General features: G+C 41.7%; 21 protein-coding genes. 13 read left to right on the top strand and 8 right to left on the bottom strand.

The annotated features are described in order from the left end of the window. Positions 1-26: 26 nt before the first annotated feature. The 5 genes from AC1XUD_RS04275 to AC1XUD_RS04255 all read right to left on the bottom strand — a co-directional run bounded on the left by AC1XUD_RS04275 (position 27) and on the right by AC1XUD_RS04255 (position 4,037). Positions 27-1,022, bottom strand: coding sequence for a FecR family protein (locus AC1XUD_RS04275; RefSeq protein WP_483359723.1), 996 nt, complete (start codon positions 1,020-1,022; stop codon positions 27-29). Between the two features lie 27 nt (positions 1,023-1,049). Further along, entirely contained in the window at positions 1,050-1,604 is a 555-nt protein-coding gene (locus tag AC1XUD_RS04270; protein WP_483359722.1) for an RNA polymerase sigma factor, read from the bottom strand. A gap of 75 nt (positions 1,605-1,679) precedes the next feature. Continuing rightward, positions 1,680-2,471 (bottom strand): glycerophosphodiester phosphodiesterase, encoded by a 792-nt coding sequence (locus AC1XUD_RS04265; RefSeq protein WP_483359721.1) that lies wholly within the window; start codon positions 2,469-2,471, stop codon positions 1,680-1,682. Positions 2,472-2,608: 137 nt separating this feature from the next. After that, positions 2,609-3,556, bottom strand: coding sequence for an EamA family transporter (locus AC1XUD_RS04260; RefSeq protein WP_483359720.1), 948 nt, complete (start codon positions 3,554-3,556; stop codon positions 2,609-2,611). A gap of 7 nt (positions 3,557-3,563) precedes the next feature. Then, the gene (locus AC1XUD_RS04255; protein ID WP_483359719.1) at positions 3,564-4,037 is read right to left on the bottom strand and encodes an Lrp/AsnC family transcriptional regulator; all 474 of its coding nucleotides are present in this window, start codon (positions 4,035-4,037) and stop codon (positions 3,564-3,566) included. 344 nt (positions 4,038-4,381) lie between these two features. Between AC1XUD_RS04255 and AC1XUD_RS04250 the strand changes: the two genes are divergently transcribed. From AC1XUD_RS04250 to AC1XUD_RS04230, 5 genes are all read left to right on the top strand, one after another. Next, positions 4,382-5,497 carry a glycoside hydrolase family 26 protein gene (locus tag AC1XUD_RS04250; protein ID WP_483359718.1) on the top strand — a complete coding sequence of 372 codons (1,116 nt, stop codon included), beginning with the start codon at positions 4,382-4,384 and terminating at the stop codon, positions 5,495-5,497. A gap of 1,131 nt (positions 5,498-6,628) precedes the next feature. After that, on the top strand, positions 6,629-7,507 hold the full coding sequence (locus AC1XUD_RS04245) for a UbiA family prenyltransferase (protein WP_483359717.1): 879 nt from the start codon (positions 6,629-6,631) through the stop codon (positions 7,505-7,507). Next, positions 7,504-8,589, top strand: coding sequence for a type III polyketide synthase (locus AC1XUD_RS04240; protein ID WP_483359716.1), 1,086 nt, complete (start codon positions 7,504-7,506; stop codon positions 8,587-8,589). The genes AC1XUD_RS04245 and AC1XUD_RS04240 overlap by 4 nt, the downstream gene beginning before the upstream one ends. After that, positions 8,582-9,268 (top strand): methyltransferase domain-containing protein, encoded by a 687-nt coding sequence (locus AC1XUD_RS04235; RefSeq protein WP_483359715.1) that lies wholly within the window; start codon positions 8,582-8,584, stop codon positions 9,266-9,268. Before AC1XUD_RS04240 ends, AC1XUD_RS04235 begins: the two co-directional genes overlap by 8 nt. Beyond that, entirely contained in the window at positions 9,261-10,397 is a 1,137-nt protein-coding gene (locus AC1XUD_RS04230; RefSeq protein ID WP_483359714.1) for an NAD(P)/FAD-dependent oxidoreductase, read from the top strand. The genes AC1XUD_RS04235 and AC1XUD_RS04230 overlap by 8 nt, the downstream gene beginning before the upstream one ends. 2 nt (positions 10,398-10,399) lie before the next feature. Here the strand turns inward: AC1XUD_RS04230 and idi are convergent, their stop codons facing one another. Beyond that, positions 10,400-10,927, bottom strand: coding sequence for an isopentenyl-diphosphate Delta-isomerase (idi, locus tag AC1XUD_RS04225; RefSeq protein ID WP_483359713.1), 528 nt, complete (start codon positions 10,925-10,927; stop codon positions 10,400-10,402). A 284-nt stretch (positions 10,928-11,211) separates the two neighbouring features. Here idi and AC1XUD_RS04220 point away from each other — a divergent pair, with 284 nt between their 5' ends. Next, positions 11,212-12,030, top strand: a complete 819-nt coding sequence (locus tag AC1XUD_RS04220) for an XRE family transcriptional regulator (protein ID WP_483359712.1) — start codon at positions 11,212-11,214, stop codon at positions 12,028-12,030. Positions 12,031-12,374: 344 nt separating this feature from the next. After that, positions 12,375-14,822, top strand: coding sequence for a choice-of-anchor A family protein (locus tag AC1XUD_RS04215; RefSeq protein ID WP_483359711.1), 2,448 nt, complete (start codon positions 12,375-12,377; stop codon positions 14,820-14,822). 53 nt (positions 14,823-14,875) lie between these two features. On the opposite strand, the gene AC1XUD_RS04210 is transcribed toward AC1XUD_RS04215, so the two are convergent. Continuing rightward, positions 14,876-16,048, bottom strand: coding sequence for a glycosyltransferase family 2 protein (locus AC1XUD_RS04210; protein WP_483359710.1), 1,173 nt, complete (start codon positions 16,046-16,048; stop codon positions 14,876-14,878). After that, complete coding sequence (locus tag AC1XUD_RS04205) at positions 16,033-17,031, bottom strand: lysylphosphatidylglycerol synthase domain-containing protein (RefSeq protein WP_483359709.1); 999 nt, start codon at positions 17,029-17,031, stop codon at positions 16,033-16,035. Before AC1XUD_RS04205 ends, AC1XUD_RS04210 begins: the two co-directional genes overlap by 16 nt. Here AC1XUD_RS04205 and ruvC point away from each other — a divergent pair. The 6 genes from ruvC to rpiA all read left to right on the top strand — a co-directional run bounded on the left by ruvC (position 17,030) and on the right by rpiA (position 23,860). After that, a complete protein-coding gene (ruvC, locus tag AC1XUD_RS04200) occupies positions 17,030-17,626 on the top strand; it encodes a crossover junction endodeoxyribonuclease RuvC (RefSeq protein WP_483359708.1) in 597 nt (198 codons plus the stop codon). The two genes, AC1XUD_RS04205 and ruvC, sit on opposite strands and share 2 nt — an antisense overlap. A gap of 374 nt (positions 17,627-18,000) precedes the next feature. Continuing rightward, positions 18,001-18,645: a TetR/AcrR family transcriptional regulator gene (locus tag AC1XUD_RS04195; protein ID WP_483359707.1), complete on the top strand. Its 645-nt coding sequence runs from the start codon at positions 18,001-18,003 to the stop codon at positions 18,643-18,645. Then, the gene (locus tag AC1XUD_RS04190) at positions 18,623-19,957 is read left to right on the top strand and encodes a TolC family protein (RefSeq protein WP_483359706.1); all 1,335 of its coding nucleotides are present in this window, start codon (positions 18,623-18,625) and stop codon (positions 19,955-19,957) included. Before AC1XUD_RS04195 ends, AC1XUD_RS04190 begins: the two co-directional genes overlap by 23 nt. A 66-nt stretch (positions 19,958-20,023) precedes the next feature. Then, positions 20,024-21,139: an HlyD family secretion protein gene (locus AC1XUD_RS04185; RefSeq protein WP_483359705.1), complete on the top strand. Its 1,116-nt coding sequence runs from the start codon at positions 20,024-20,026 to the stop codon at positions 21,137-21,139. Positions 21,140-21,218: 79 nt separating this feature from the next. Continuing rightward, complete coding sequence (locus tag AC1XUD_RS04180; protein WP_483359704.1) at positions 21,219-22,793, top strand: DHA2 family efflux MFS transporter permease subunit; 1,575 nt, start codon at positions 21,219-21,221, stop codon at positions 22,791-22,793. Positions 22,794-23,185: 392 nt separating this feature from the next. Further along, positions 23,186-23,860: a ribose-5-phosphate isomerase RpiA gene (gene rpiA / locus AC1XUD_RS04175; RefSeq protein ID WP_483359703.1), complete on the top strand. Its 675-nt coding sequence runs from the start codon at positions 23,186-23,188 to the stop codon at positions 23,858-23,860. Positions 23,861-23,933: the final 73 nt, after the last annotated feature.

The raw sequence follows: 23,933 nt of genomic DNA, 5'->3' as shown, positions 1-23,933 counted from the left end.
AATCTATGGTGCAATATTTCCATCTTTTACCGACAACCCTCTCCATGTATAAACAGGCTGGATCCTCTTCTTTCGTAAGAGCCATTTACCGACCGACAAAGGAGATCCAACTGCTCAAACATCGAGAGATTATTCAAATCACCGGTAAACAGGCATTTCTCAAATGCGTCGCTTTCTGCGATAATATCAATACCATATACTGCTTCCAACGCAATAAGTACCTCCCCAACAGGCTTGTCTTCGAATTCAAACAGGCTTTTTGATTGAATTGGTTTAATAGCTGTAGGGCGGGATACGATTCCAAATTCGATTTTTCGCGATTTCTTATTGAAAACGATTCTCTGATTTGGTGTTAAAATAACGCCGTTGTTAGTTTCCGGTTTTTTCTCGCTATTGTCAAATACAGAAACTTTCCCCGTTGCAACTTCCACTTCGATCGACTCCCTGTTTTCATAGGACTTGATAGAAAAACTGGTTCCTAATACCTGGGTTGTCAGCCCGTCAGTCATCACCAGAAACGGTTTTGACGGATTCCGTTTGATATTGAAGAATGCCTCGCCGCGGAGCTGCACCTGACGATTTTTTTCATCAAAATGTTCGGGATAGCTGATCTGAGAGTTCGGCTGTAAGGTAACCGTACTTCCATCTTCAAGTGTAACTGTCCTGATTTGCTTTGATGTATTTGTTATTTCTAAATCCCCTGATTTACTGTTGGTTATAGCTGATAAAAAGGAGATTTTAGACACCTCTGGTTTGAAAATCAGGTAACTGGATATTAATCCTGCTGTAAGGCAAGCCGCCACACCAAGCCAAATAAATGCCCTTCTCGGCTGACGAAGCCCAACGCTAACCATCAACTTATTTTTGATACGCTCTCCGATTTCATGTCGCTCGTCCGTAAATACAGGAGCATCTTCAAAAGGATTTTCATTAAAATATTGCTCAACCGCTATCCCTTCCTGCTCGGATATATCACCCGCCAGGTATTTTCGAAAAAGTATATCCATTTCATTATTTTCCATACGCCACTGTTAGGATTGCCAATTTTTTTAATTGTCGGAGTGAAACATCCAAAGTCGTTTATTGAGAATTTTTTGTGTTTTGGTCAAATGGTATTCAACAGCTTTTTCAGTCAAATTAAATTGCTTGGCGATATCCTTGACCGACATTCCTTCAAACCTGCTAAGGTGAAAAATAGCACTTGTCTTTTCTGGTAAATCCAGCATTATTTTTTCCACCGCGTTTTGCAAATCTGAAAAGCCGACGATTTCGTCTGTTGAATAACTTTGCTGTATCTTATTCAATATCAGATAGTCGCGGTACTTTTTCCAGGTAATCTGCGATTTGATATAATTGGCGATCAGATACTTCATCGATAGAACCAGATATACACCCAAGTTTCTGATTTGCGTATCTTCGCGCTTGGTCCATATACTTTCGAAAAGATCATGAACCAGTTCTTCTGCTTCTTCTTTTGATCCCAGTTTGTGATAGGCAATGCAGAATAAATTATACCAATATCGTTCATAGATTACCTCAAAAGCACTTTTATTGCTTTTTCTGAGATGCTCTACCAACTGTTCGTCAGTATAAGATTTACTCATTTTATGATCTGGATAGGGTTATCACATGTATAGTCAATCAGCTGCCGCAAATCCCTAAACGAACTGAAAAGTTTTTTACGGCTTGCTCAGAAATTTGCCAAATTCGGAGTCAATCTGAAAGTCTTTTACGCCAGTGGATATCATTTTATTGATGTCATTTTTAGCGTCGGCCATCATATTCGCAGACTTTCGATAATGAAATTTGTTCACTGCCGCCACGGTCATAATATGCTTTTGGTCAGCCCATTGAATATCCTCTTGGGTGAGATTGGCAGGTCGGTCGAAAAGGAAATAATGATCGGGATTAAAACCAGTAAGAAGCATATTGACCTCCAGTTGCTTGCGCGTGCAGCTCAGTCTTATTTTGCCGGTAAAAAAATCTGTAGATTCATCGGTGCCAATCATCAGTGCAGTTGATCTCAGACCATATTTATCTAGCAGCGCGATCAGTTGGTTAAATGCCTGAACGGGCAATCCATCAATCTTGTTGTCGAGCATAACGCTCAAATTATTCTTCTTACAGAGGCGAAAAACCTCCTCAATTTTGAGAATCGAATTCTGGTCTTTACTACTTTTAAGGGTGCTGATCTTACTCCAATCGGTATCTTTTACAAGCCAGGGTTTGCCATAGTACCGCTTTAAATCTGCATCATGATTGGCGATCAGAACACCATCTTTCGTTAATCGCACATCAATTTCAATTGCCTGATATCCCAGCTCGGCTGCTTTGAGCAAAGCTGTCTTCCCGTTTTCAGTATACGTGCTGTCAACGACTCCGCCGCGGTGCGCTATAATAATTTGCTGCTGCGCAATTGCAAAGGTAAACGATGATATCGTTGCTGCGAAAATTAGCAAATATTTGATCATAGGTTTGGTCTTTGGCAAGACAAAGTACTGCATATTTTTTTGCTATAGTTTATGCCTGTATTAAATTGCGCGGTAGAGCGAAAACAGAAAACCTTTCAAATCTGTCAGACTTGAAAGGTTTTTTTTTAATTAAGATATCAAGCAGTTGCCGAAGCGGGAGTTGACTTTCTGTATTTATGGAGGTTGATAAGCAATACGCTACCCAATATGATTACAAGTCCGAGAATCTGAATGAGGGATATACTTTCATTGGCGAAGAAAATTCCAAGCATCACTGCCACCACAGGGTTCACATATGCATAAGTACTTACTTTAGTCGCAGGTTGAACTTTCAGCAACCAAACATATGCACTGAATCCAGCTATGGATCCAAATATGATCAGATATAACACGGATAACCAGGATTCAAGCGCGATCGTTTCGGGATGAAAGGTAGCCGACTCGCCAGTTAGAAATACAAATGGGAAAAAGGCTAAACCGGCAGTTAGCATCTGCCAGGTAGAATTGACAGTAGCCGAATTTCCGGCTGACTTGTATTTGGAGTATATCGAGCCCCCTGCCCATGAGGCCGAACCGAAAATCAATAAAGCCATTCCAAAAAGATCCCGGCCGCTGTTCATAGAGGTGAGGGCCGTCGATATTCGTTCAGAGAATAACAATAAAACACCGCCAAAACCGATAATCAGTCCGACGATCGTCGATCGGTTGCTCAAATTTTCTTTCCATTTTGGTATATCCAAAAGCACAAACCAAATGGGAGAGGACGATATCATAATCGCCACCATTGCACTTGGAAGGAATTGTTCAACCCATATCACGACGCCGTTTCCGATAAAAAGCAGCAAAAATCCGCTCACTGCCGCCGGCAGGATCTGTTTTTTATTAAAAACATCTTCTCCATTCAATAAAGCCCAGCTCATCATCAGTAAACCTGCGACGATGAAACGAAATGATCCTAAAATAAATGGGGGAAATCCTTCCAGCGCTCTTTGAATAAAGAAATAAGTGGAGCCCCAGACGATATAAACGGTGGCAAACGCCAGCACGACCAATGCAGTAGACGGAGTATTGCTTTCAGAATTCATGGTAAAATTATTTTTCAGATAGTACGAGTTGTTGCTCTTCTTTCACAGTTTCCAGCACGATTGTCGTTCTGGTGGATAATATATTCGGGATTTTGCTAAAAGACTCACGCATGAGCTTCATCAGGGATGCAGAATCCTCGGTCCGCACTTTGATCAGGTAACAATAGTCGCCAGCGATATGGTGAACTTCCTGCACTTCGGGAATTTTGGCCAGTTCTTTTGCCGATGCGTCATAACCCATTCCATCAGCCGACTTCATGGAAATAAAAGCAAGCAGTTTTCTGTGAACCGCATCGGGGTTGATCTTGGCAGTATATTTCATAATCACATTCTTCTGCTCAAGCTTTCTGACGCGCTCAAGAACTGCTGAAGGTGCCATATCCAATTCTCTGGCAATATCTGCGTTACTAATCCTTCCGTTTTCCTGCATCAGGCGGAGAATTGTGAAGTCGATTTTATCTAAAACTAGTTCTGTTTCCATTCTATTCGTACAATATGTTTAACTAACAGAATGAAGTTCATTTTAAGTTCTATAGATAGAATAAAATTCGATAATATTTAATACTATAAGAATATTATTCTGAATCTGCTTTGAATGAGTTCTAATTTTTCGAGGATATGTACTATTATCAGTAGGGTATTATATTTCCCGGTAATTTGTAGAGCGATTAGTTTTTAGCTATCGGCCTCTTTTGGATATTTGACATACTACGAATTAGGAAGCTTGTGGCTCAAGCGCTTATGTTAATCAAGAAATGGATCTGTTTCTTTCTAGGCAAATTTTGTCTTGAAGATCCCAACTAATTCCCAAGCCCAAAAATTGATATGAACATTTTTAGATTAATTGCCTTGTATTCCAGCTTGCTCGTTTTTTCAACTACCGGATATGCGCAGATCGATAAAAAAGCTTCAAAAGAAACCAAAGCTTTGTATCGGAATTTGAAAAAGTATGTAAAGGATAGAATTCTTTTCGGACACCACGGTGCCACTTTATATGGACACGGCTGGAGCGGAGAAGAGGATCGCTCGGATGTGAAATCGGTGGTTGGTTCACATCCCGCTGTGGTGGGTGTGGACTTCATGGGGCTTTCAGGGAAATCAGACGAGAGTATTGCCAAAGAGAAGATCCGGCTTCGGAAAAATATCGAGGCCACATATGACAGGGGAGGACTGACCACTGTTTCATGGCATTTGAGTAACCCGGCTTCTGCCGGAGATTTTTATTGGAAAGATTCTGTTTCCGTGGCAGCAATGAAACTGATCAAGCCGGGTGGCAGTCATCATGAAAAGTATAAGGAAATATTAAACACCATCGGCGAATTTGCGAAAACTGTAAAAGGCAGGGATGGCACGTCGGCGCCGATGATCTTCAGGCCGTTCCACGAGTTCGACGGCGACTGGTTTTGGTGGGGTAGAAGGCATACTTCACGCGAGGATTTTATCGACGTTTGGCGATTTACGGTATCCTATTTACGTGACAGTCTGGAAGTTCACAACTTCATATACGCGTTTTCACCAGACTGTAAATTCAACTCGGAAGTCGAGTTTGCGGAAAGATATCCCGGTAACGATTTCGTCGATATGGTTGGGATGGATGACTATGCCGATTTTGGCCGTGACGGGAAATACAACCTGGAAGCTGGCCTGGAAAAGCTAAAAATTGTATCGGGCTTTGCGCAGAAAAATGGCAAATTAGCCGCATTTACTGAAACTGGGCTGGAGACCATTCCGAATGCGACATGGTGGACTGGAACGTTGTTAAAAACACTGAAAGCCTCAGATATACACCTCGCATATGTGATGGTATGGCGTAATGACTCCAAAAGTCCAACTCATTATTACGCACCCTTCCCTGGACAACTTAGCGTGCCAGACTTCAAAATCTTTTATGACGATCCGTATACTGTTTTTGAAAAGGATTTGAAAGGGTTGTATAAGTGAAATGGTGAAGACATTTGACCACAACAAACTATGTCATCCCTTCGGGATTGATTTGCTGGGGTTGTTCTTATTTCTATAATCATTCCATCCCTTCGGGATTTTACAGCTTATGACAAGTCCATGAGTCAGTCAATCAGTAAGCATAAAAAAGCGTGAATGGCTGACAAGATTATAGATCTTATTTCCATAATTATTCCATCCCTTCGGGATTTTACAGCTTATGTCAACTCCATGAGTCAGTCAATCAGTAAGCATAAATAAGCCTGAATGGCTGACAAGAGTATAGTTCTTATTTCCATAATCATTCCATCCCTTCGGGATTTTACAGCTTATGACAACACCATTAATCAGTCAATCGGTGCTAAGCATAAAAAAGCCTGAAAGGCTGACAAGATTATAGATCTTATTTCCATAATCATTCCATCCCTTTGGGACTTTACGCCTTATGACAACTCTATGAATCAGTCAATCAGTGCTAAGCATAAAAAAGCCTTAGAGGCTGACAAGATTATAGTTCTTATTTCTATCATCATTCCATGCCTTTGGGACTTTACGCCTTATGAAAACTCTATGAATCAGTCAATCAGTGCTAAGCATAAAAAGCCTTAGAGGCTGACAAGATTATAGTTCTTATTTCTATCATCATTCCATCCCTTCGGGATTTTACAGCTTATGACAGCTCCATGAATCAGTCAATCAGTGCCAAGCATAAAAAAGCCTTAGAGGCTGACAAGATTATAGTTCTTATTTCTATCATCATTCCATGCCTTTGGGACTTTACGCCTTATGAAAACTCTATGAATCAGTCAATCAGTGCTAAGCATAAAAAGCCTGAAAGGCTGACAAGATTATAGTTCTTATTTCTATCATCATTCCATGCCTTCGGGACTTTACAGCTTATGACAACTCTATGAATCAGTCAATCAGTGCCAAGCATAAAAAAGCCTGAAAGGCTGACAAGATTATAGAAAGTAAAAATCGTTGGAAATCATAGAACCCCGAAGGGGTGACACAGCCAGTCATAACGATTATAAATACGAATTCAAAAAAGAACTCATTTCCTAAAACTTACCGCCTAAACTTCCCGAACTCAGGTATGGTAATTGCCTGTCATATTGCATAAATTTGTTTATGCAGCCCGATTTCAAGGATACCGTTAGGTTATTGAGAATTCCATTCTCGTTTTTTCTACTTCCACTTTTTCTGTTTGCTGCCAGTCAGGCTGACAAGGTAGTGATCAGCAGTGCGTTGTGGTCCTTTATTATTATCCATTTTTTGGTATATCCTGCCAGTAACGGATATAATAGTTATATAGACCGCGATGAAGGTAGTATTGGAGGTTTGGAAAAACCACCGCTGCCGACTATTCAGTTGTTTTATGTAACGCTGACTTTGGACTTTACTGCTATTTTGTTGTCGGCAATTGCTGTCAATAATGCGTTTGCAGTATGTATCGCAGTCTATATACTGGCTTCCAGGGCTTACAGTTCTCGCGCCATACGTCTCAAAAAATATCCAATCGTCGGTTTTATGACTGTCGTTTTTTTTCAAGGTGCTTTCACTTATTATATGGCGCTTATCGGGATTGGTGACGGGCTGCCTGTTTTGCGGCCATCCACCCTTTGGGTTTTAGCAGGCTGTTCTTTTCAGATTGCAGGGGCGTATCCGCTTACGCAAGTATACCAACATGAGGCAGACTTGAAAGACGGTGTAGTGACACTAAGTTACTTGTTGGGATATCGGGGTACGTTCGCTTTCACTGCCACGATGTTCTTTTTTTGCAACGTATTTTACTATCTGTACTTTCAAAGCACCGGTCAGGGAATGATTTTTTATATTGTTCAGTCGTTCTTTCTGCCGATAATCGTATATTTTGTGTACTGGTACATGCAGGTGGAAAAGAACACAACGAATGCAAATTTTAAAAACACGATGCGAATGAACAAAATGGCGGCGGTTTGCATGAACAGCTGTTTTCTCGTTCTCATCATAATCAGTCATTTCCTTTGAGTTACATCAACGCCATTTCGACGTCAGTTCCAGAATATTGTTTTACGCAGGAAGTATTATCCGATTTCTACATCAGATCGACGGACGATATTTTATCGCAGAGGAAAATTAAAGTTGTCGCGGGGAAGAGTGGTATAAATACAAGATATTCAGTCGTTTCGGACTATGGAAAACCTTTTGATGAGTACGAATTTTTCAATAGAAGTCAAGACTTACTGCCTGAACCGTCACTGTCGAAACGGATGGATATTTACCAGAAAGAGGCACTCGCACTTTCGTTGAATGCCATAAAAGGATTGTCGGATTATGATATAGATTTGTCGAAAGTTACGCACCTTATTACAGTAACCTGTACAGGACTTTTCGCGCCTGGTCTGGACATAGAAATCATACGTGCCCTCAAACTCTCCCCATCGATCCAGCGAAGTTCTGTGAATTTCATGGGTTGTAATGCCGCGATTCTGGCAGTAAAAAATGCGGATATGATATGTCGCTCCACTCCAAACGCGCAGGTCCTGGTTGTTTGTACGGAGTTGTGCACAATACATTTTCAAAAAAGGTTTAATGACGACTATATCCTTTCTAATTTGCTTTTTGGAGATGGAGCTGCCGCAATAGTTATCGGAAGTGAGACTCAGGCCAGTTTTGAGCATTCTATTAAAATTGAGCAATTCAATTCCTTGTTACTGCATGAAGGATATTCGGATATGGCCTGGCAACTTTCAGAAACGGGCTTTGTCATGAATCTTTCGTCTTACGTCCCAACCTTGATTAAAAACAATATTCGAAAGATGATTCTGAATGCCGGAATCAATCCCGATGATATCAGGCATTGGGCGATTCATCCTGGCGGTAAGAAAATCCTTGACGATTTCGCCTTGGCTTTCGATCTGGATAAATGCAGTCTTTCCCCATCCTACAAGGTTTTGAAAGAGTATGGGAATATGTCGTCGTCTACTATACTTTTTGTATTGAAAGAACTTTTTAAAAGTATTAAACCTGAGTATAGAAATGATAGAGTTCTTACGGCGGCTTTCGGGCCTGGTTTGAGTATTGAAACCATGAGCCTACGCTATGTTTAAGCGTCGAAGCAGAGAAAAAGAGCTTTTGGATAACGAGGATATACCTCGTAATGATTTGATTATCAACCTGAAAGAGCTCGATTTTATCAATCACTGGCTGGGAGGATATCAGATATCTTTTGCTGCTTTAAAAAAAGTTCTGATAAAAAGGCAGACATACACTTTAGTAGATATTGGCAGCGGAGGCGGAGACACCTTAAAGCGTATCAGTAGGTGGAGTAAAAAGTCCGCAGGCGATATTCACCTGATTGGCGTTGATATTAAACCTGTTTGCGTTAAATACGCTGTACAAAACACAGAAGGTCTTGGAATTCAGTTTATTTGTGATGATTACCGGAATGTTGGTAACCATATCCCCCAAATTGATATCCTTCACGCGAGTTTGTTTTGCCACCATTTACCAGAAAGTGATCTGATTGAGCTTGTGAAGTTTGCGATAAATATGAATAGCGTATTGATTATCAATGATTTGGAGAGAAATCCACTCGCATATTATTCCATTAAATGGCTGACTGCGTTGTTTTCAAACTCATATCTTGTTAAAAATGACGCGCCGCTCTCAGTTTTGAGAGGATTCAAAAAGAAAGAATGGGGGGATATTCTCTCACAGGCTGGCGCAAAAAAATATACCATACTTAACAAATGGGCGTTTCGCCACGAAGTGATCGTATATGGCTGACGAGACTAAAATATATGGTTGTGCGATCATTGGCGGCGGGCTTGCCGGCCTGGCCCTGTCTATTGAATTGGCTCGGAAAGGGGTCGAGGTTGTGCTTTTTGAGAAGAATCAGTATCCATTCCATCGTGTTTGTGGCGAGTACATCTCGATGGAGAGTTGGGATTATCTGGCACGTTTGGGTGTTCCGTTAGCGGATATGGAGCTTCCGAGAATCCAGAAATTAGGAGTTAGTTCGGAACTTGGATTCATGCTCAACCATAATCTGGATCCAGGCGGCTTTGGTATTAGTCGATACACTTTAGATGAAAGATTATATCAAATTGCTGTTTATCAAGGAGTTGAGGTGAAATGCGGCTTATCTGTGAGGAATGCGGCCAAGGACGGTGATAGCTGGGTGATCGACACATCGAAAGGTGTTTTTTATTCCAAAATAGTTTGCGGGAGTTTTGGGAAATATACGCCTTCGTTTTTACACGAATCGGAAAATCAATCTCCGAAAGTTGGCTCACTCAATTATATTGGGGTCAAATACCATATCAAAACAGATCTTCCTTCGGATCGCATTGAATTGCATAATTTTCAGGATGGGTACTGCGGTGTTTCGAAAGTCGATCAGGATCGCTATTGTCTTTGCTACCTTACAGCGTCAAAGAATTTGCTTGATAACCAGAAAGATATCAAAGCGATGGAGCGCCAGGTGCTTTACAAAAATCCATATTTGAAACGATATTTTACCGAATCCGATTTTCTGTTTGAGCATCCTGTTGTTGTCAGTAATGTGGAATTTCGGAAAAAGCAAACAGATATTGGCGGCATTTTCATGCTGGGAGACGCGGCAGGTTCCATAACACCGCTTTGTGGAAATGGCATGAGTATGGCACTACGCGGTGCGCATATACTTTCTAAATGTATATCACACCACGTCGGCGGACATAAATCGCTTCAGCAAGCAACCGTGACTTACCGCAAAGAGTGGGACAATGCTTTCAATCGAAGAATCACTACGGGCTACTATTTGCAGCATTTGTTCGGCAAAAAAACAACAACAGACCTGGCATTACGCTTTTTAGCATTCACACCAGGTTTAACGAAACACCTCGTCGCGCTGACGCACGGGAAAATTTTTTAAATCTATTTAGCGATACCAGCGCCTATATTCTTAAAAACCTTGTCGATGCATATCTTGAACCACTCGGTATATGAATCCGGGTTTTCTTTCATGTCGGCCAATAAATCCGCTTTTGAAATATATTTATAGGCAGCAACCTCCCTTTTGTCAACCGCAGGAATTTCATTAGATATTCCCCAGAATATATGATCTAACTCATTCTCTTTCAGTCCATTGTCGAATTCGACACAATATTGGAAACTGAAAAGGAAATTAAGTTCCGAGTGGATTCCCATTTCCTGCCAAAGTCGTCGCTGGGCGGCTTCGCTGGTTTTTTCTCCTGAATATGGGTGGCTACAGCAAGTATTTGTCCAGAGGCCTCCAGAGTGATACTTGTCATGTTGGCGCTGTTGCAACAATAATTCTCCGGATCTATTAAAAATGAAAACAGAAATTGCTCTGTGAAGAGCTCCCTTTTCGTGCGCTTCGAGTTTTGGCATTAGGCCAACAGGTTCGTCATTTTCATCTACCAATACTACCTGTTCTTTCATGATTTTATGTGGGTTATTAAGTTCTTTATACGTTAAGCTGCTTTTCAGTGCACATGGCTTGACAAAAAATACGTGTAGCTACAACAAAAATACGTCGGAAAAGATCGTTGTCAGCCGAAAAATTTGCCCCTTTCGATCTGAAAATATATGTCAATATAACAATATATAAGGGATGTTGCTGGTTATGAATACTTTTTGAAAAATAAAAAACATGTGAAATATTTTAAGTATCAAAAAAATTTATAATTTTGATACTATTGGTATCTGTTATAATTCTCAATATTATGAAAAGTCACGATATATTTTGGGCAGGCAACATCAAATTCCTTCGCCAACGCGAGAAACTGAGTCAGGAGGCGCTGGCGGAAAAGCTGGGTATTTCCAGGGTTAAGCTAAATGCGCACGAAAGTGGACGTACTTCCAACCCGACTATCGAGGATCTGATCAAATTTTCTGAGTTTTTCAGAATGAGTATTGATAGTCTTTTAAAAATGGAACTGCCCAAACTTTCTGAGCAGAAACTCAAAGATCTTGAGGAAGGCAGCGAGATATTTATGAAAGGTGCGCAGATCCGCGTTTTAGCTATTACAGTTGACAGTGATGAAAACGAGAACGTGGAGTATGTGCCTGTAAAAGCTAAGGCAGGATATAGGTCGGGTTACAGTGATCCGGAATTTCTGGCTACACTTCCCAAGTTCAATATTCCTAACTTACCAAGGAACGGAACCTTCCGAATGTTTCCAACCGTAGGTGATAGTATGCTGCCTGTTCCTGAGGGTAGTGATATTGTTGCCCGCTATATTCAAGACTGGACAAAAATTAAAGCAGAAACACCTTGTATCGTCATTTTGAGGGGCGATCAGGATTTCGTTTTCAAGCAGGTCACGATTGGGAAAGATGGCAACGTTATCCTCCAGTCTTTTAACAAGCAATACTTTGCCTATACGGTCCCGGTGTCGGATGTAATCGAGATATGGGAATACTATAGCTTTCATAGCAAGCAGCTTCCTGAGCCGCAAACCGATATGCAGCAATTGATGAAAATGCTTCAGGAGATGCAACAGGAGATTAAAACCCTTAAAAACGGATCTTCTCTGAAGTAATGCGGTATTGATTTTGTTATATTTTCAATTTTTGATCGAAAAGATTTAATTGTCTTGTAATCGAATCAATATAATCAATTTTCTTACGGGTATGTACTAAATCAGCGTTCTTTACTACTTTTATTTGTGAATATTTTTAATAAGTATGTAGGAGGGCTTGTAGCATAGAGGCCGTATTTAGGCTATGAGGTTTGTGGAGATATTTGAAAAGTGCAAACTGAGATATTTCTTAACCCCAGAAATTCTAAAATACACCCCAAAAATGTTATCGGTGACATTCTTTATTTTGCGACGGTATGTGACGTATCTAGTTTAGTTGAGTGAACAAACTCTCTCAACTAGTTATGAAAAAATTATCAAGTACACTTTTATCGCTTTTTGCGCTGAGTCTTATCGGTAGCAAAGCATTATTTGCCCAAAGTCCCACAGCAGCAGCCGGAAATTTCAACATCTTTATCAAAGGTGACGCCGTTTTGAATTCTAATGAAACTGAGGGCCCCGTAGCAATTGGCGGCAATGTTACTACAAATCAGTATCAAATAAGTTTCAATTCTGATCTTGGAGTATATAAAAAAGGGAATACCTCTATAGGACTTGCAGTCCGGGGCGGGGTTAACCTCAATAACGGGACGCTTACCATAAATGGGAACAATTATCTGAAGGTTGGAAATTGTACGACACCGACCGATCTGAAAATATGGTATCGTGATAATAACAATGCTGCTTCTACCATCCGTATCACAGCTCAGGGAAAGCAATATTGGGAGCAACCCGGCATATTGATCAACAGTAATATTAACACATGGGGTAGTCCGGCAGTTGGTGATGACAATAATCCAGTTTGTGAAAATGTGTTCGGAACAGGGGCAGGTCAAATTGATATCGATGGCGCGTTTGAAACGATGACCCAGAAGTCGACGCAGCTAACTGCATTGGCAGACAACTTGCCGATCCGGGATCAGAATGGGAATATTATTTCCTCCGCAGCAATGGGTCCATATCTGACAACAGGGGTATTCGGAAACAATCCAAAAATTATTGTTAATCCTAATATAGTCAACGTTTTAACTGTTTCAGCAGCAGTTTGGAATTCGTTAGGAAATATTAATATAGAGGGAGTTCCCGATGGACCTTCACAGGTTGGCGGAACGGTGCCAAATTCTAAATTTGCATTGGTAATCAATATCGTTAACTATCCGGCTTTCAATCAGAAAGTTAACTTCCCGGGATTTGGCGGTTTATCTGATTCAAAAGGTAGCTATATCATTTACAATTTTGCAGATGCAACGGGTAACCTAACTATTGGAGGCAATACCGCGATTTATGGTGCTCTATTTGCTCCGCAGGCTAATCTGATCAAAGAAAACAACGGGAACATTAACGGTCAGGTGATTGCAAAATATTTTGAGCACAAAAGTGATGAAGTGCATTTCTGGCCTTTCCAGCCGAGCATTCCTTTAGAACCGGCTAAACCAACACCAAGTATCGCCATTGATGGAAGCAGTAAGTGTGAGAACAACGCAGCATATCTGGTTTATAACATCACTCCCAATTTTGATGCAACTGGTAAGACGGCAAAAATCGAATGGCTTAACTCCGGCGGAACCGTCGTGAAGACTCAGACGGATATGCCTTTAACAGGACAGATTCTATATCCAGGCGCGGACGTTGACGGGAACGGAGAAGGTGTTGCCTGGCCAGGATGGCAGCAGGTGGATGGTAAATATCTTACAGTCAATGACTTGACGTCCTCTATCAGAGATGCTGGTTCGAAGGTAAGAATTACTGTGGATGCTACTTCAACCTATGATATCAGCTATCCTGCTTCGACAGGCTCATGTTTTACAGATCCTCAACGTAAAATAACCGTGGTGAGCTCATCGAAATGTGAAAAGGATGCGCCCTATCTGACGTATACCTTAACACCAAATTTTGACGCCAGCACAACGACTGCGAAAGTGGAATGGTTAAGTCCTGATGATGTTGTTATTAAAACCGAAGACGGTCTTCCGTTGAGCGGTCAATTGTTATATCCTGGTGCGGCTGTAGACGAAAATGGCAAAGGTATAGCCTGGCCGGGATGGGTGCAGCAAGACGGAAAATGGACTGCAGTGAAAGACGCTAATAGTTCGATCAGGTCGGCTGGTGCCAAAGTAAGAATTTCAGTAAACCCTTCAGAAACATTTAATATTACGTACCCTCCATCTATTTCAGGTTGTCTTACTGATCCGCCGATTGAAACGTCTTTGCCAGTTACCCTGGCGTCGTTCTCGGCGGAGAAAGTAGACTGCTCGGTTAAGCTGACCTGGACAGTGGCCGATGCCAAGTCATTCTCTCATTTCGTGGTGGAAAGATCTTCGGATGCGAAAACTTTTACCAGTGTGGGCGATGTAAAATATTCTGAATCACAGTCGGTTTACAGTTTTTACGATAACCCCTTTGCTTCAGAAGCGAGAGTCGGAAGAACCCAGTATTATCGTCTAAAAGAAGTGGATTTGGATGAAACGGTGGATTACAGCACGATCCGTACGGTATCCGCAGGCAGTTGTGTATCCGAAAATAGTGTGACTGTATATCCGAATCCGGCAACTTCAGAACTTAAAATTGATGCAAATTCGGAATTGAAACTGGTGGAGATCTTCACTCAAAACGGAGTTAAAGTATATAACAATACTCCTTCAAAGGATTCTTTGCAGGCAAAAGTGAACGTGTCTGCCTTGCCGCAGGGAATTTATCTTCTTAGAGTTGAAGATACCGAAGGGGCAAGAACAATCAAGCTAATAAAGAAATAGGTTACTCGACGTATGAAAAATCAAGGGGCGCTGATTTCGCGCCCCTTTTTGCTTTATTGCAGTTCCCGGCCTTTCCATCTATAGGTCGGTTTTTGCGCAACCAGCCCGAAGAGACAGACATATAAAGGATATATAATTTGCGTTACAGGAATGAAGACCCACGATTTTTTCTTGCCAAGAAATGCAAGAATCATACCGAGAAAGAGCCATTCCGGTATACATTTAATTAATATCATTACTGCCAGCGAACATATTGAAATGCTGTTGAAGAAGAACAGCGGTATGGTCAAAAGCAGAGACAGATTGGATCCGAAAATAAACACCGCTAGAATGAGCGGTGTTTTACTTTGATAATGTTTCCACTTGCTGGCCCACCTTTTCCTTTGGTTAAAAAACGATATCCAGTTATCATGTGCTTGAGTGGACACAATGGCATCTCTGTTCTTCAGGAAACTGATTTGTCCGGGGAATTTCGTCGCAATTTTGTGCATCAGAAACTCATCGTCACCAGATGCCAGATGGTCAACACCTTCAAAACCATGTACTTCGAGAAAAGCAGATTTTTCATACATCAAATTCGCACCATTGCACATGCTCGGATATCCAGCCTCCATCGAAGCTGCGCCGCTACCGATCAAACTAGCAAATTCGACTGTCTGCAGATGATCCGAAATCTGGTATTCTTTTGTAAAAGTCACAGGCCCGCTAATCAATTTGGATCGTGTCGTCGAGTAATGCGATGCGAAGGCTGAAAGCCAATTTGCGCCGACGCGACAATCGCCATCTGTCGTGACGATCAGATTTCCAGTCGATTCTGAAATCCCTTTTTCGATCGCGCGCTTTTTGGGAGACTTTGAGCCATCATCGGGGAGGGATATGAGCCGGATATGGATTTCGGAATTGTCAATAAAACGATTGACAATAGCAGCGGTGTTGTCTGTAGAATGATCGTCCATGATCAGTACTTCAAAAAGTTCACCCGGATAGGTTTGTTGACTCAGATCCTGAAGCAAATTTTTTATATTCTCTTCTTCATTTCTGACTGGTACAATCACCGTTATTTTGTCATTCAGTGCTGAAAATGAGGTGGGAGCGACTTTTATTTTTGACCACAAATAGGTGATAATCAACGTGAATGCGCCATATGCTATAATGAAGATCCAGCATAAGAATGCGAGGATTTGGCCGAATGCAGGGAGTATATCATATGTCATCTGTTCTTCCATTTATATTTCCAGATCAGAAAGATACCGACCAGAATGGGTCCGACAATATTCAATATCCAGATCAAAAATGTGCCCGCAATGACTTGTTCAGAGGGAAGATTGAACTGATGAAAGACGAAAAGAGCGGTAAATTCCCGAAGTCCCAAGTCTCCCAAAACATTAACAGCCGGTATGAGTGTTTTGGCCAGAAATATAAGCGAAACGCAAGCGCTTAGTGTCAGGATTTCAAGGTGAAAATTGAATAGGGAAAGCGTGATGACGAATTGTGACAGAAATACCACATATCTTACAAAACCCAATGTTGTCGCATAAAGCATATCCCGACCGGAATAGACTCCGATAATTTTAACCATATCATAAGCCTTCTTCTGCCATGCTTTCGTTGGGTGAATTCTTAGAATCCGGTGTCTGAACTGAAATAGCGAAACTCCTCCCAGCAGAATAATTAAAAAGAGAGAAATGAGCAGATGCTGAGAAGCATCCGGTAATTCCAGAGACTGGCCCAGATAATACCAGCCCATTGCTCCTCCTAAAACAGAAACATAAAACTGTATTCCGTTTGAAATAATAGCTGCTCCAATCGTCGCCAGTCTGTTTTTTGAACGAAGGGCGCCAACTCTTCCGATGGTATCTCCCAATTGAGCGGGAACGGCGACGCCTACAGCCAACCCGGTCAGGGTGCTGCGGAACGCTTCTCCAAAAGTGATATCAGTTGCCTTTGAGGCCAGCTTTTGCCATTTCAGACTTTCCAATGCCCAGTTGACAGGAACAAGCAATAGCAGAAAGATCAGAATAGGAGACTTTTCCTTTACCAATATACCTGAAAGCACGGCACCGACATCGGAAATACCTTTTTGCTCATTATTAAATGTGCGGTATATATAGGTTATAATCAGCACGGTTACCACAGCCTTCGCCACCGGGAGCAGTTTTCGCCAGATGCTTTTTTCTTTTGCCGGTACGAGTTCTTTATCTTGCAGCATGATTAAAATGCAGGAGGCAAATACAACCGAAAAGATTATCATTGGAGTTGATCCCGGTACCCAGGTGACGGGTTACGGGGTAATTTCGGTCAAAGGCCAGAACATTACTTTGGTTCAGTATGGTGTGATTCATCTGAGCAAATATAGCACGCACGAATTAAAACTGAAGAAAATCTTTGAGCGTATCACACAGCTCATTACCGAATATCTTCCGGACGAAATGGCCATTGAAGATCCTTTTTATGGCAAAAATCCACAATCGATGTTGAAGCTCGGGCGTGCTCAGGGAGTGGCGATGGCTGCGGCTTTGGCACGCGATATACCTATAGTAGAGTACTCTCCCAAGAAAGTGAAACAATCGGTTACCGGAAGCGGAAGTGCGTCCAAAGAACAGGTTGCTTATATGCTGGAGAAAATTCTGAAAATGGAGTTGAGCCGCGAGTTTCTCGACGCCACCGACGGTATTGCTATCGCGATCTGTCATCATTACCACCTGAACTCACCTGCGGCCAGTACCTCATCTACTTCCGGCAAGAAGCATAAAAAAGGTGGGTGGGGAGCGTTCGTTGCCGAAAATCCCGACAGGCTGAAATAGCTTCTCCTGTCCTGATATGTAACCAATTCTTCGATAGGTTACTACTAGTCAATTATACTTTTCTTATAGTAGCTTCGGACATTTTGAGGATGTTTCGGTCGCCTTCTTGATTTCTGATACTTTTTCAGCAATAATCCTGTACTATATTGTTGGAAAAGTTATATTAAAAAATAACATAGACATATTAAATGATTTTAATCTCGATATTAAAACATTTTAATGGTATTAAACTAATGTTTGTTTGATTTAATCAAACGTATGTTTATGAAAATCAAACAAACGTTTGATTTTGTATTTTTTTGTGTCTACTTTTGATGCGTTATTTCTAAGGTGCTGATCGATGCGGGTCAGTATAGGGTGAAAGACAAAAGGAAATGGACTATAATATCAAACAACTACAGATCATCGAAGTCGCGGAAAAACTCTTTGCCGACAAGGGCTTTGCTGGTACGTCGATCAGGGACATAGCGCATAATGCGGATATTAATGTGTCAATGATCTCTTACTATTTTGGTTCAAAAGAGAAGTTGATCGAGGCACTTTTTGAAGTGAGAATGAACGAATCCAGGTCTAATCTGGAGACAATACTTTTCAATCAGGAACTGGCTCCTCTTCAAAAGATCTTTATCTGGATCGACATGGTGCTTGACAAACTGACCAAGAATCGTTGCTTCTACAATATCATGTTACGCGAGCAACTTTCCACCGATTCGACGCCTACGATTTCGGATCATATTATGGCTTTGAAATTGAGAAATGTCGAGCTCATCTCGCAACTGATCAAGGAAGGTCAGGAGACGGGGATTTTCAGAAAAAACCTGGACCATAGTCTCCTGATCACGACACTATATGGGACTATCAATCAGGCAGTTGCTAACGAATCTTTTTATCGGAAGGTCAATAAACTGGAGCATCTGACTGCCGAGGAATTCCAAATTCATATCAAACACGCACTAAGTGCGCATCTGAAAAATATATTTAAATTAATTGTATCAAATGAAAACAATATTCAGAACTAAAAGAATAAAAGCACTTGCATTATGTGCAGCTCTTTTGTCCGGTTCGACTCACTTGTTTGCTCAGACATCACGCGCACTATCTTTAGAAGAAGCTATTGCGATGAGTATTCAAAATAGCAAACAGCTGAAACTGGGACAATCGAATGTCGATCTGGCCGGTTTGGAAATCCGTCAGATCAAGGATAATCAGCTTCCGTCACTGAGTGTTTCAGGGTCATATCTGCGATTAAACACGCCCAATATCAATCTGAAATCTTCCTCGTCAGAAGGGGATAGCAGCACAGGTGGTTTTCCTAAAGTTAACCAGGCGGCTTATGGAATGCTAAGTGCTTCCGTTCCGATTTTTTCCGGTTTTCGTTTTAAATATGGATTGGAGTCTGCCAAATATTTGGAACAGGCTGCCAGACTCGATGTAGAAAATGATAAGATGGCGGTTATCCAAAACACAGTAGCTGCATACGGAAATCTGTACAAGGCTAAAAAAGCTGTGGAACTGGTCGCCGAAAACCTTAAAAGCGAGCACGAACGTGTTGAAGAGTTCACTAATCGTGAAAAAAACGGGATGCTTGCGCGCAACGATTTAATGAAAGCCAAGTTGCAGGAGTCAAATATAGAACTGGCACTTCTGGATGCGGAGAATGATCTGAAATTGACTACGGTGAATATAAATTTGTTGATCGGATTGCCAGAAGCAACTGAGCTTATTGTAGATGAAAAAAGCTTTGGAGATTTAAAAGACGCAGGGGCTTTGAGTGAATGGGAAGAAAGAGCAATGACGAATAGAAGAGATATCTCAGCAAATGTCATACGTCAGAAAGCCGCGAGTACTAATATAAAAGTGGCAAAAGCGGATCTATATCCAAGTGTAGCTTTGACAGGCGGATATGTGGCCTTGACCATTCCGGGTGTCGTGACAGTTCCGAACGCAATGAATATTGGAGTCGGCGTTAAATTTGATATTGCTTCCTTATGGAAATCCGGTGCGAAAATTGCCGAGGCCAAAACGAGAGAATATCAGGTGCAGACGAATCAGGAAATGCTTTTTGACAAGGTGCACATGGAAATCAATACTGCATATTACAATTACCTATTGAGCCGAAGAAGAATCGAGGTGCTATCGAAAGCGGTGGAACAAGCGGACGAAAATTACCGCATTTCGAAAAATAAATATGACAATAGTCTGATGACGACGACTGATCTTTTGGATGCTGATGTGGCGCAGATCAAATCGAAAATTGATTACGAAAATGCAAAAGCAGATGCAGTTGTTGCTTTCAAAAAACTAGAGCAAGTGTCGGGGGTTATTAATTAGACTATCGGCCAGCGTTCACAACAAATTTTATATCAAAACATTACAGAAAATTCAATCTTTAAGATAATGGAAACGAAACAAAATTCCACACTTAGTGAAGAGGCTCAGGCTCCAAAAAAGACTAACAAACGCTTTATAATCATTCTCGCGGTACTGATCATCGGAGGAGGAAGCTGGGGATTCAGCAAGTACAATCACGGTCAGCATCATGAAGAAACAGACGATGCACAGGTGGATGCAAATATCAGCCCGGTTATACCTCGTATATCAGGGTACGTGACTGAAATTAAAGTAAAAGATAACCAGGTGGTTCACAAAGGCGATACCCTGATTGTATTAGACAATCGCGACCAGATGATCAAACTAGAGCAGGCGAAAGCAGGGCTTTTAGGGTCAGAAAGTAATTTAACAGTAGCGAATGCCACTACTTTCGCTTCCGAGGCGGCCGGTGGTACTTACAAAGCCAACGTTTCAGTTGTTCAGGCTCAGATTGAAGAGGCAAAAGTGAACGTATGGAGAGCCAATCAGGACTTTGCGAGATATGAGAATTTGATAAAAGACCACTCGATCACTCAGCAGGAATTTGAACAGGCTCAGGCTACGAAGCAAAAAGCAGAAAGAGGCTTGGCGGTATTGGAAGCTCAGAAAAATGCGGCTGAAAGACAAGCAAAAGCGGCTGGTTCACAAACCAGTGCGACTTCAACTCAGAAACAAGTGGCAGGTGCGAATATCAAGTCACGTCAGGCTGATATTGATAACGCGGAGTTACTTTTGTCATATACTGTGATCACTGCTCCAACAGATGGACGGGTCTCTAAAATCAATGCACAATTAGGTCAATATCTACAGGCTGGACAGACTTTATTCAGTATCATTTCGGCTTCTGAGCCATGGGTAGTTGCGAATTTTAAAGAAACTCAGTTAACGAGAATTAAAGAAGGTCAGAAAGTTAAAGTACATGTTGATGCATATCCCGATCATGTTTTTGACGCAACTGTAGCTTCATTTTCACCTGCAACTGGAGCTCGTTTCGCTCTTTTACCTCCTGATAACGCTAGTGGTAACTTTGTGAAAGTGGTGCAACGTCTTCCGGTTCGTATTGAATTCAAAGAAGGGAAAGATGAATTCATATCGCAACTTCGCCCGGGCATGAATGTGTTTGTGGATGTGGAGCTTGACTAGTAAGATAACGTTTATAAAGAACAGACTACGGCAGCATTGTCCGGACGTCTGTTCCTTGAACCATTTGACTTTTTAAAAAATGGAATTACAGGAATCTTTGGTAGAATACGGTTTCCGACGGGTTATTATCACCATCACCGCGGTGCTTTGCGCTCTTCTTGAAATTGTCGATACCACAATTGTAAACGTTGCGCTGAACGATATGCGTGGGAACCTTGGCGGTACACTTTCCGAAGTGAGCTGGGTCATCACCGCATATGCAATCGGTAACGTAATCGTCGTGCCCATGACGAGCTGGTTGTCCCAGCAGTTTGGCCGTCGAAACTATTTCGCCGCTTCGATTATCATTTTTACAGTCGCTTCATTCGCCTGCGGACAGGCCGATAATATCTGGGAACTGGTTTTCTTCCGGTTAATTCAAGGTTTAGGCGGGGGAGCATTGCTGGTAACGGCTCAAACGCTTATTACCGAAAGTTACCCACCTGAAAAAAGAGGTATTGCTCAAGCCATATATGGCCTTGGGGTAATTGTTGGGCCTACTTTGGGTCCGCCGCTTGGAGGATATATCGTTGATAATTATGCATGGCCATATATTTTTTATATCAATATTCCGCTCGGTATTATTGCTACTTTGCTGACGATAGAATTTGTAAGAAGTCCTAAATTTTCAAATAAAAAATCTGCAAGTGAGATTGACTGGTGGGGTATAATTTTGCTGGCAATCTCGGTAGGATCGCTTCAATATGTGCTCGAAAGAGGTCAGGAGGATGATTGGTTTAATGATGAAGCGATAATAGTACTAACCATATCAGCTGTGCTCGGTTTTTTCTTCTTTATTTGGAGAGAATGGACATACGCCAACCCGATCGTGAATTTAAGAGTATTGCGAAATGGAAACCTCCGCGTGGGCACGGTACTATCCTTCATCCTCGGTTTTGGTTTATATGGGTCTACGTTCATTATTCCATTATATACCCAGGCAACTCTTGGGTGGACAGCCACCCAATCGGGGATGCTGATGGTGCCCGCAGCAATTGTCACGGCCATGATGATGCCCGTCGTAGGGCAGCTCATACAGCGTGGTGTTAAACAGCAGTATTTGGTAGCAGCCGGGATGATATTCTTTTTCATATATAGTTTCTGGGGTTATAAAATCCTGACTCCGGACACTGGTTCTGATGCGTTTTTTAACATGTTGATTGTGAGGGGTATAGGTCTTGGGTTGCTTTTTGTTCCCATCACAACGTTGGCATTGTCCACATTGAAAGGAAGAGATATCGGAGAAGGAGCGGCCTTTACCGGGATGATGCGTCAATTGGGTGGGTCGTTTGGTGTAGCGGTAATTACTACCTTTATAGCCCGGAGAAATATGATGCATCGCAACGATTTGGTGAGTAGTCTTGATATCAATAATCCTGCAGTTCAGCAGCGCGTGGAAGGATTACAGCGAACGTTTATGGGCAAAGGGATGACTCCGGACATGGCGTTAAACAGCGGATATAAGTTGCTGGATTTTACAGTTTCAAAGCAGGCCATGGTGATGTCATATATGGATGTTTTCCTTTATCTTGGGTTAATGTTTTTGATATGCGTACCTTTCGTGCTCTGGACGAGAAGTGGTAAAACTAAAATCGATCCTTCGTCTGTACATTAATTCAAGAAATCAAGGTTTTTAGGCCTTTTAAGATAAGTGTAGTGGTAATAAGGAAGAAGCTCCGACGGTTTGCGTGGGAGTTTCTCTTTTTATATAGGGTTGATTTTTAATACTTCTTAGCACTTAAATTTTCTGACATTTCCGGAAATTACTTGGCTGGTGGTTTTCAGGCAAAGCAAATAAATTAAAAATGAGAAAGCACGCGAAATATGAACGATTGCCACCTTTGCGACATTTACTTTACCTTATTTTGCTTTGCGTGAGACATTGACAGAATATATATTAGCCGGATAATTTTATATTGGCTCAAGATACAGAGTGTAAAAGATAGTGTTGACAACATATCATTAACGATCCCAGATCTAAAACTAAAAGCTAACCGCTAAACAGCCATGGAAAAAGACATTGAAAACGAAAGACTCCTTGCTGCAAAAGAGGCAGTAAAATATATTCTGGATGGGCAAATAGTTGGTTTGGGCACGGGCTCCACAGCTTCATATGCCGTTCGGGAAATAGGGGAGATGGTAAAAAATGGTCTGCAGATTAAGGGAATACCGACTTCCAACAAAACCAAAGATTTGGCCGAATCGCTGAATATACCCATCATCGATATTAATACCGTAACCTCTATCGACGTAACGATCGATGGGGCGGACGAGTTTACCTCTGATCTGATACTGATCAAAGGAGGTGGGGGAGCACTGTTGCGCGAGAAAATCGTAGCTTCAATGACCAGGAAGGAAATCATCATTACCGATTCCAAGAAGAAGGTTGATCTGGTTGGAAAATTCAGAGTGCCGGTTGAGGTAGTACCTTTTGGAGTTCAGTATGTGATGCGGCGGCTTGAATCGTTGGGTGCATTGGGCACGGTCAGAGAAAAGGATGGGATTCCGTTTATTACCGATGAGGGAAATCTGCTGATCGACGCAGATTTTGGTTTAATTTCCGATCCTCAGAAGGTGGCGGATAGTTTGACTGGGATCGTTGGTATTGTGGGGCACGGGCTGTTTATCAATCTGGCCACCCATGTAATTATGGGTAGTGGAAATTCTACGGTTACATTTTAGCGTGTTCTGATGCCGTAATCGTGATGCCGTTGGTCGTCAGTTTTAACGAATACTGACGACTGATAAACCGTAG

It is taken from the genome of Dyadobacter sp. HNCC25DJ184 (assembly GCF_056895215.1).
The sequence above is the reverse complement of the archived record's forward strand: the minus strand, read 5'-3'. Positions and strand labels throughout refer to the sequence as shown.

Excerpts from the sequence above, each read along its gene's own strand:
- AC1XUD_RS04275 (WP_483359723.1), bottom strand. The coding sequence starts at position 1,022 with ATGGAAAATAATGAAATGGATATACTTTTTCGAAAATACCTGGCGGGT.
- AC1XUD_RS04270 (WP_483359722.1), bottom strand. The coding sequence starts at position 1,604 with ATGAGTAAATCTTATACTGACGAACAGTTGGTAGAGCATCTCAGAAAA.
- AC1XUD_RS04265 (WP_483359721.1), bottom strand. The coding sequence starts at position 2,471 with ATGATCAAATATTTGCTAATTTTCGCAGCAACGATATCATCGTTTACC.
- AC1XUD_RS04260 (WP_483359720.1), bottom strand. The coding sequence starts at position 3,556 with ATGAATTCTGAAAGCAATACTCCGTCTACTGCATTGGTCGTGCTGGCG.
- AC1XUD_RS04255 (WP_483359719.1), bottom strand. The coding sequence starts at position 4,037 with ATGGAAACAGAACTAGTTTTAGATAAAATCGACTTCACAATTCTCCGC.
- AC1XUD_RS04250 (WP_483359718.1), top strand. The coding sequence starts at position 4,382 with ATGAACATTTTTAGATTAATTGCCTTGTATTCCAGCTTGCTCGTTTTT.
- AC1XUD_RS04245 (WP_483359717.1), top strand. The coding sequence starts at position 6,629 with ATGCAGCCCGATTTCAAGGATACCGTTAGGTTATTGAGAATTCCATTC.
- AC1XUD_RS04235 (WP_483359715.1), top strand. The coding sequence starts at position 8,582 with ATGTTTAAGCGTCGAAGCAGAGAAAAAGAGCTTTTGGATAACGAGGAT.
- AC1XUD_RS04230 (WP_483359714.1), top strand. The coding sequence starts at position 9,261 with ATGGCTGACGAGACTAAAATATATGGTTGTGCGATCATTGGCGGCGGG.
- idi (WP_483359713.1), bottom strand. The coding sequence starts at position 10,927 with ATGAAAGAACAGGTAGTATTGGTAGATGAAAATGACGAACCTGTTGGC.
- AC1XUD_RS04220 (WP_483359712.1), top strand. The coding sequence starts at position 11,212 with ATGAAAAGTCACGATATATTTTGGGCAGGCAACATCAAATTCCTTCGC.
- AC1XUD_RS04215 (WP_483359711.1), top strand. The coding sequence starts at position 12,375 with ATGAAAAAATTATCAAGTACACTTTTATCGCTTTTTGCGCTGAGTCTT.
- AC1XUD_RS04210 (WP_483359710.1), bottom strand. The coding sequence starts at position 16,048 with ATGGAAGAACAGATGACATATGATATACTCCCTGCATTCGGCCAAATC.
- ruvC (WP_483359708.1), top strand. The coding sequence starts at position 17,030 with ATGATTAAAATGCAGGAGGCAAATACAACCGAAAAGATTATCATTGGA.
- AC1XUD_RS04205 (WP_483359709.1), bottom strand. The coding sequence starts at position 17,031 with ATGCTGCAAGATAAAGAACTCGTACCGGCAAAAGAAAAAAGCATCTGG.
- AC1XUD_RS04195 (WP_483359707.1), top strand. The coding sequence starts at position 18,001 with ATGGACTATAATATCAAACAACTACAGATCATCGAAGTCGCGGAAAAA.
- AC1XUD_RS04190 (WP_483359706.1), top strand. The coding sequence starts at position 18,623 with ATGAAAACAATATTCAGAACTAAAAGAATAAAAGCACTTGCATTATGT.
- AC1XUD_RS04185 (WP_483359705.1), top strand. The coding sequence starts at position 20,024 with ATGGAAACGAAACAAAATTCCACACTTAGTGAAGAGGCTCAGGCTCCA.
- AC1XUD_RS04180 (WP_483359704.1), top strand. The coding sequence starts at position 21,219 with ATGGAATTACAGGAATCTTTGGTAGAATACGGTTTCCGACGGGTTATT.
- rpiA (WP_483359703.1), top strand. The coding sequence starts at position 23,186 with ATGGAAAAAGACATTGAAAACGAAAGACTCCTTGCTGCAAAAGAGGCA.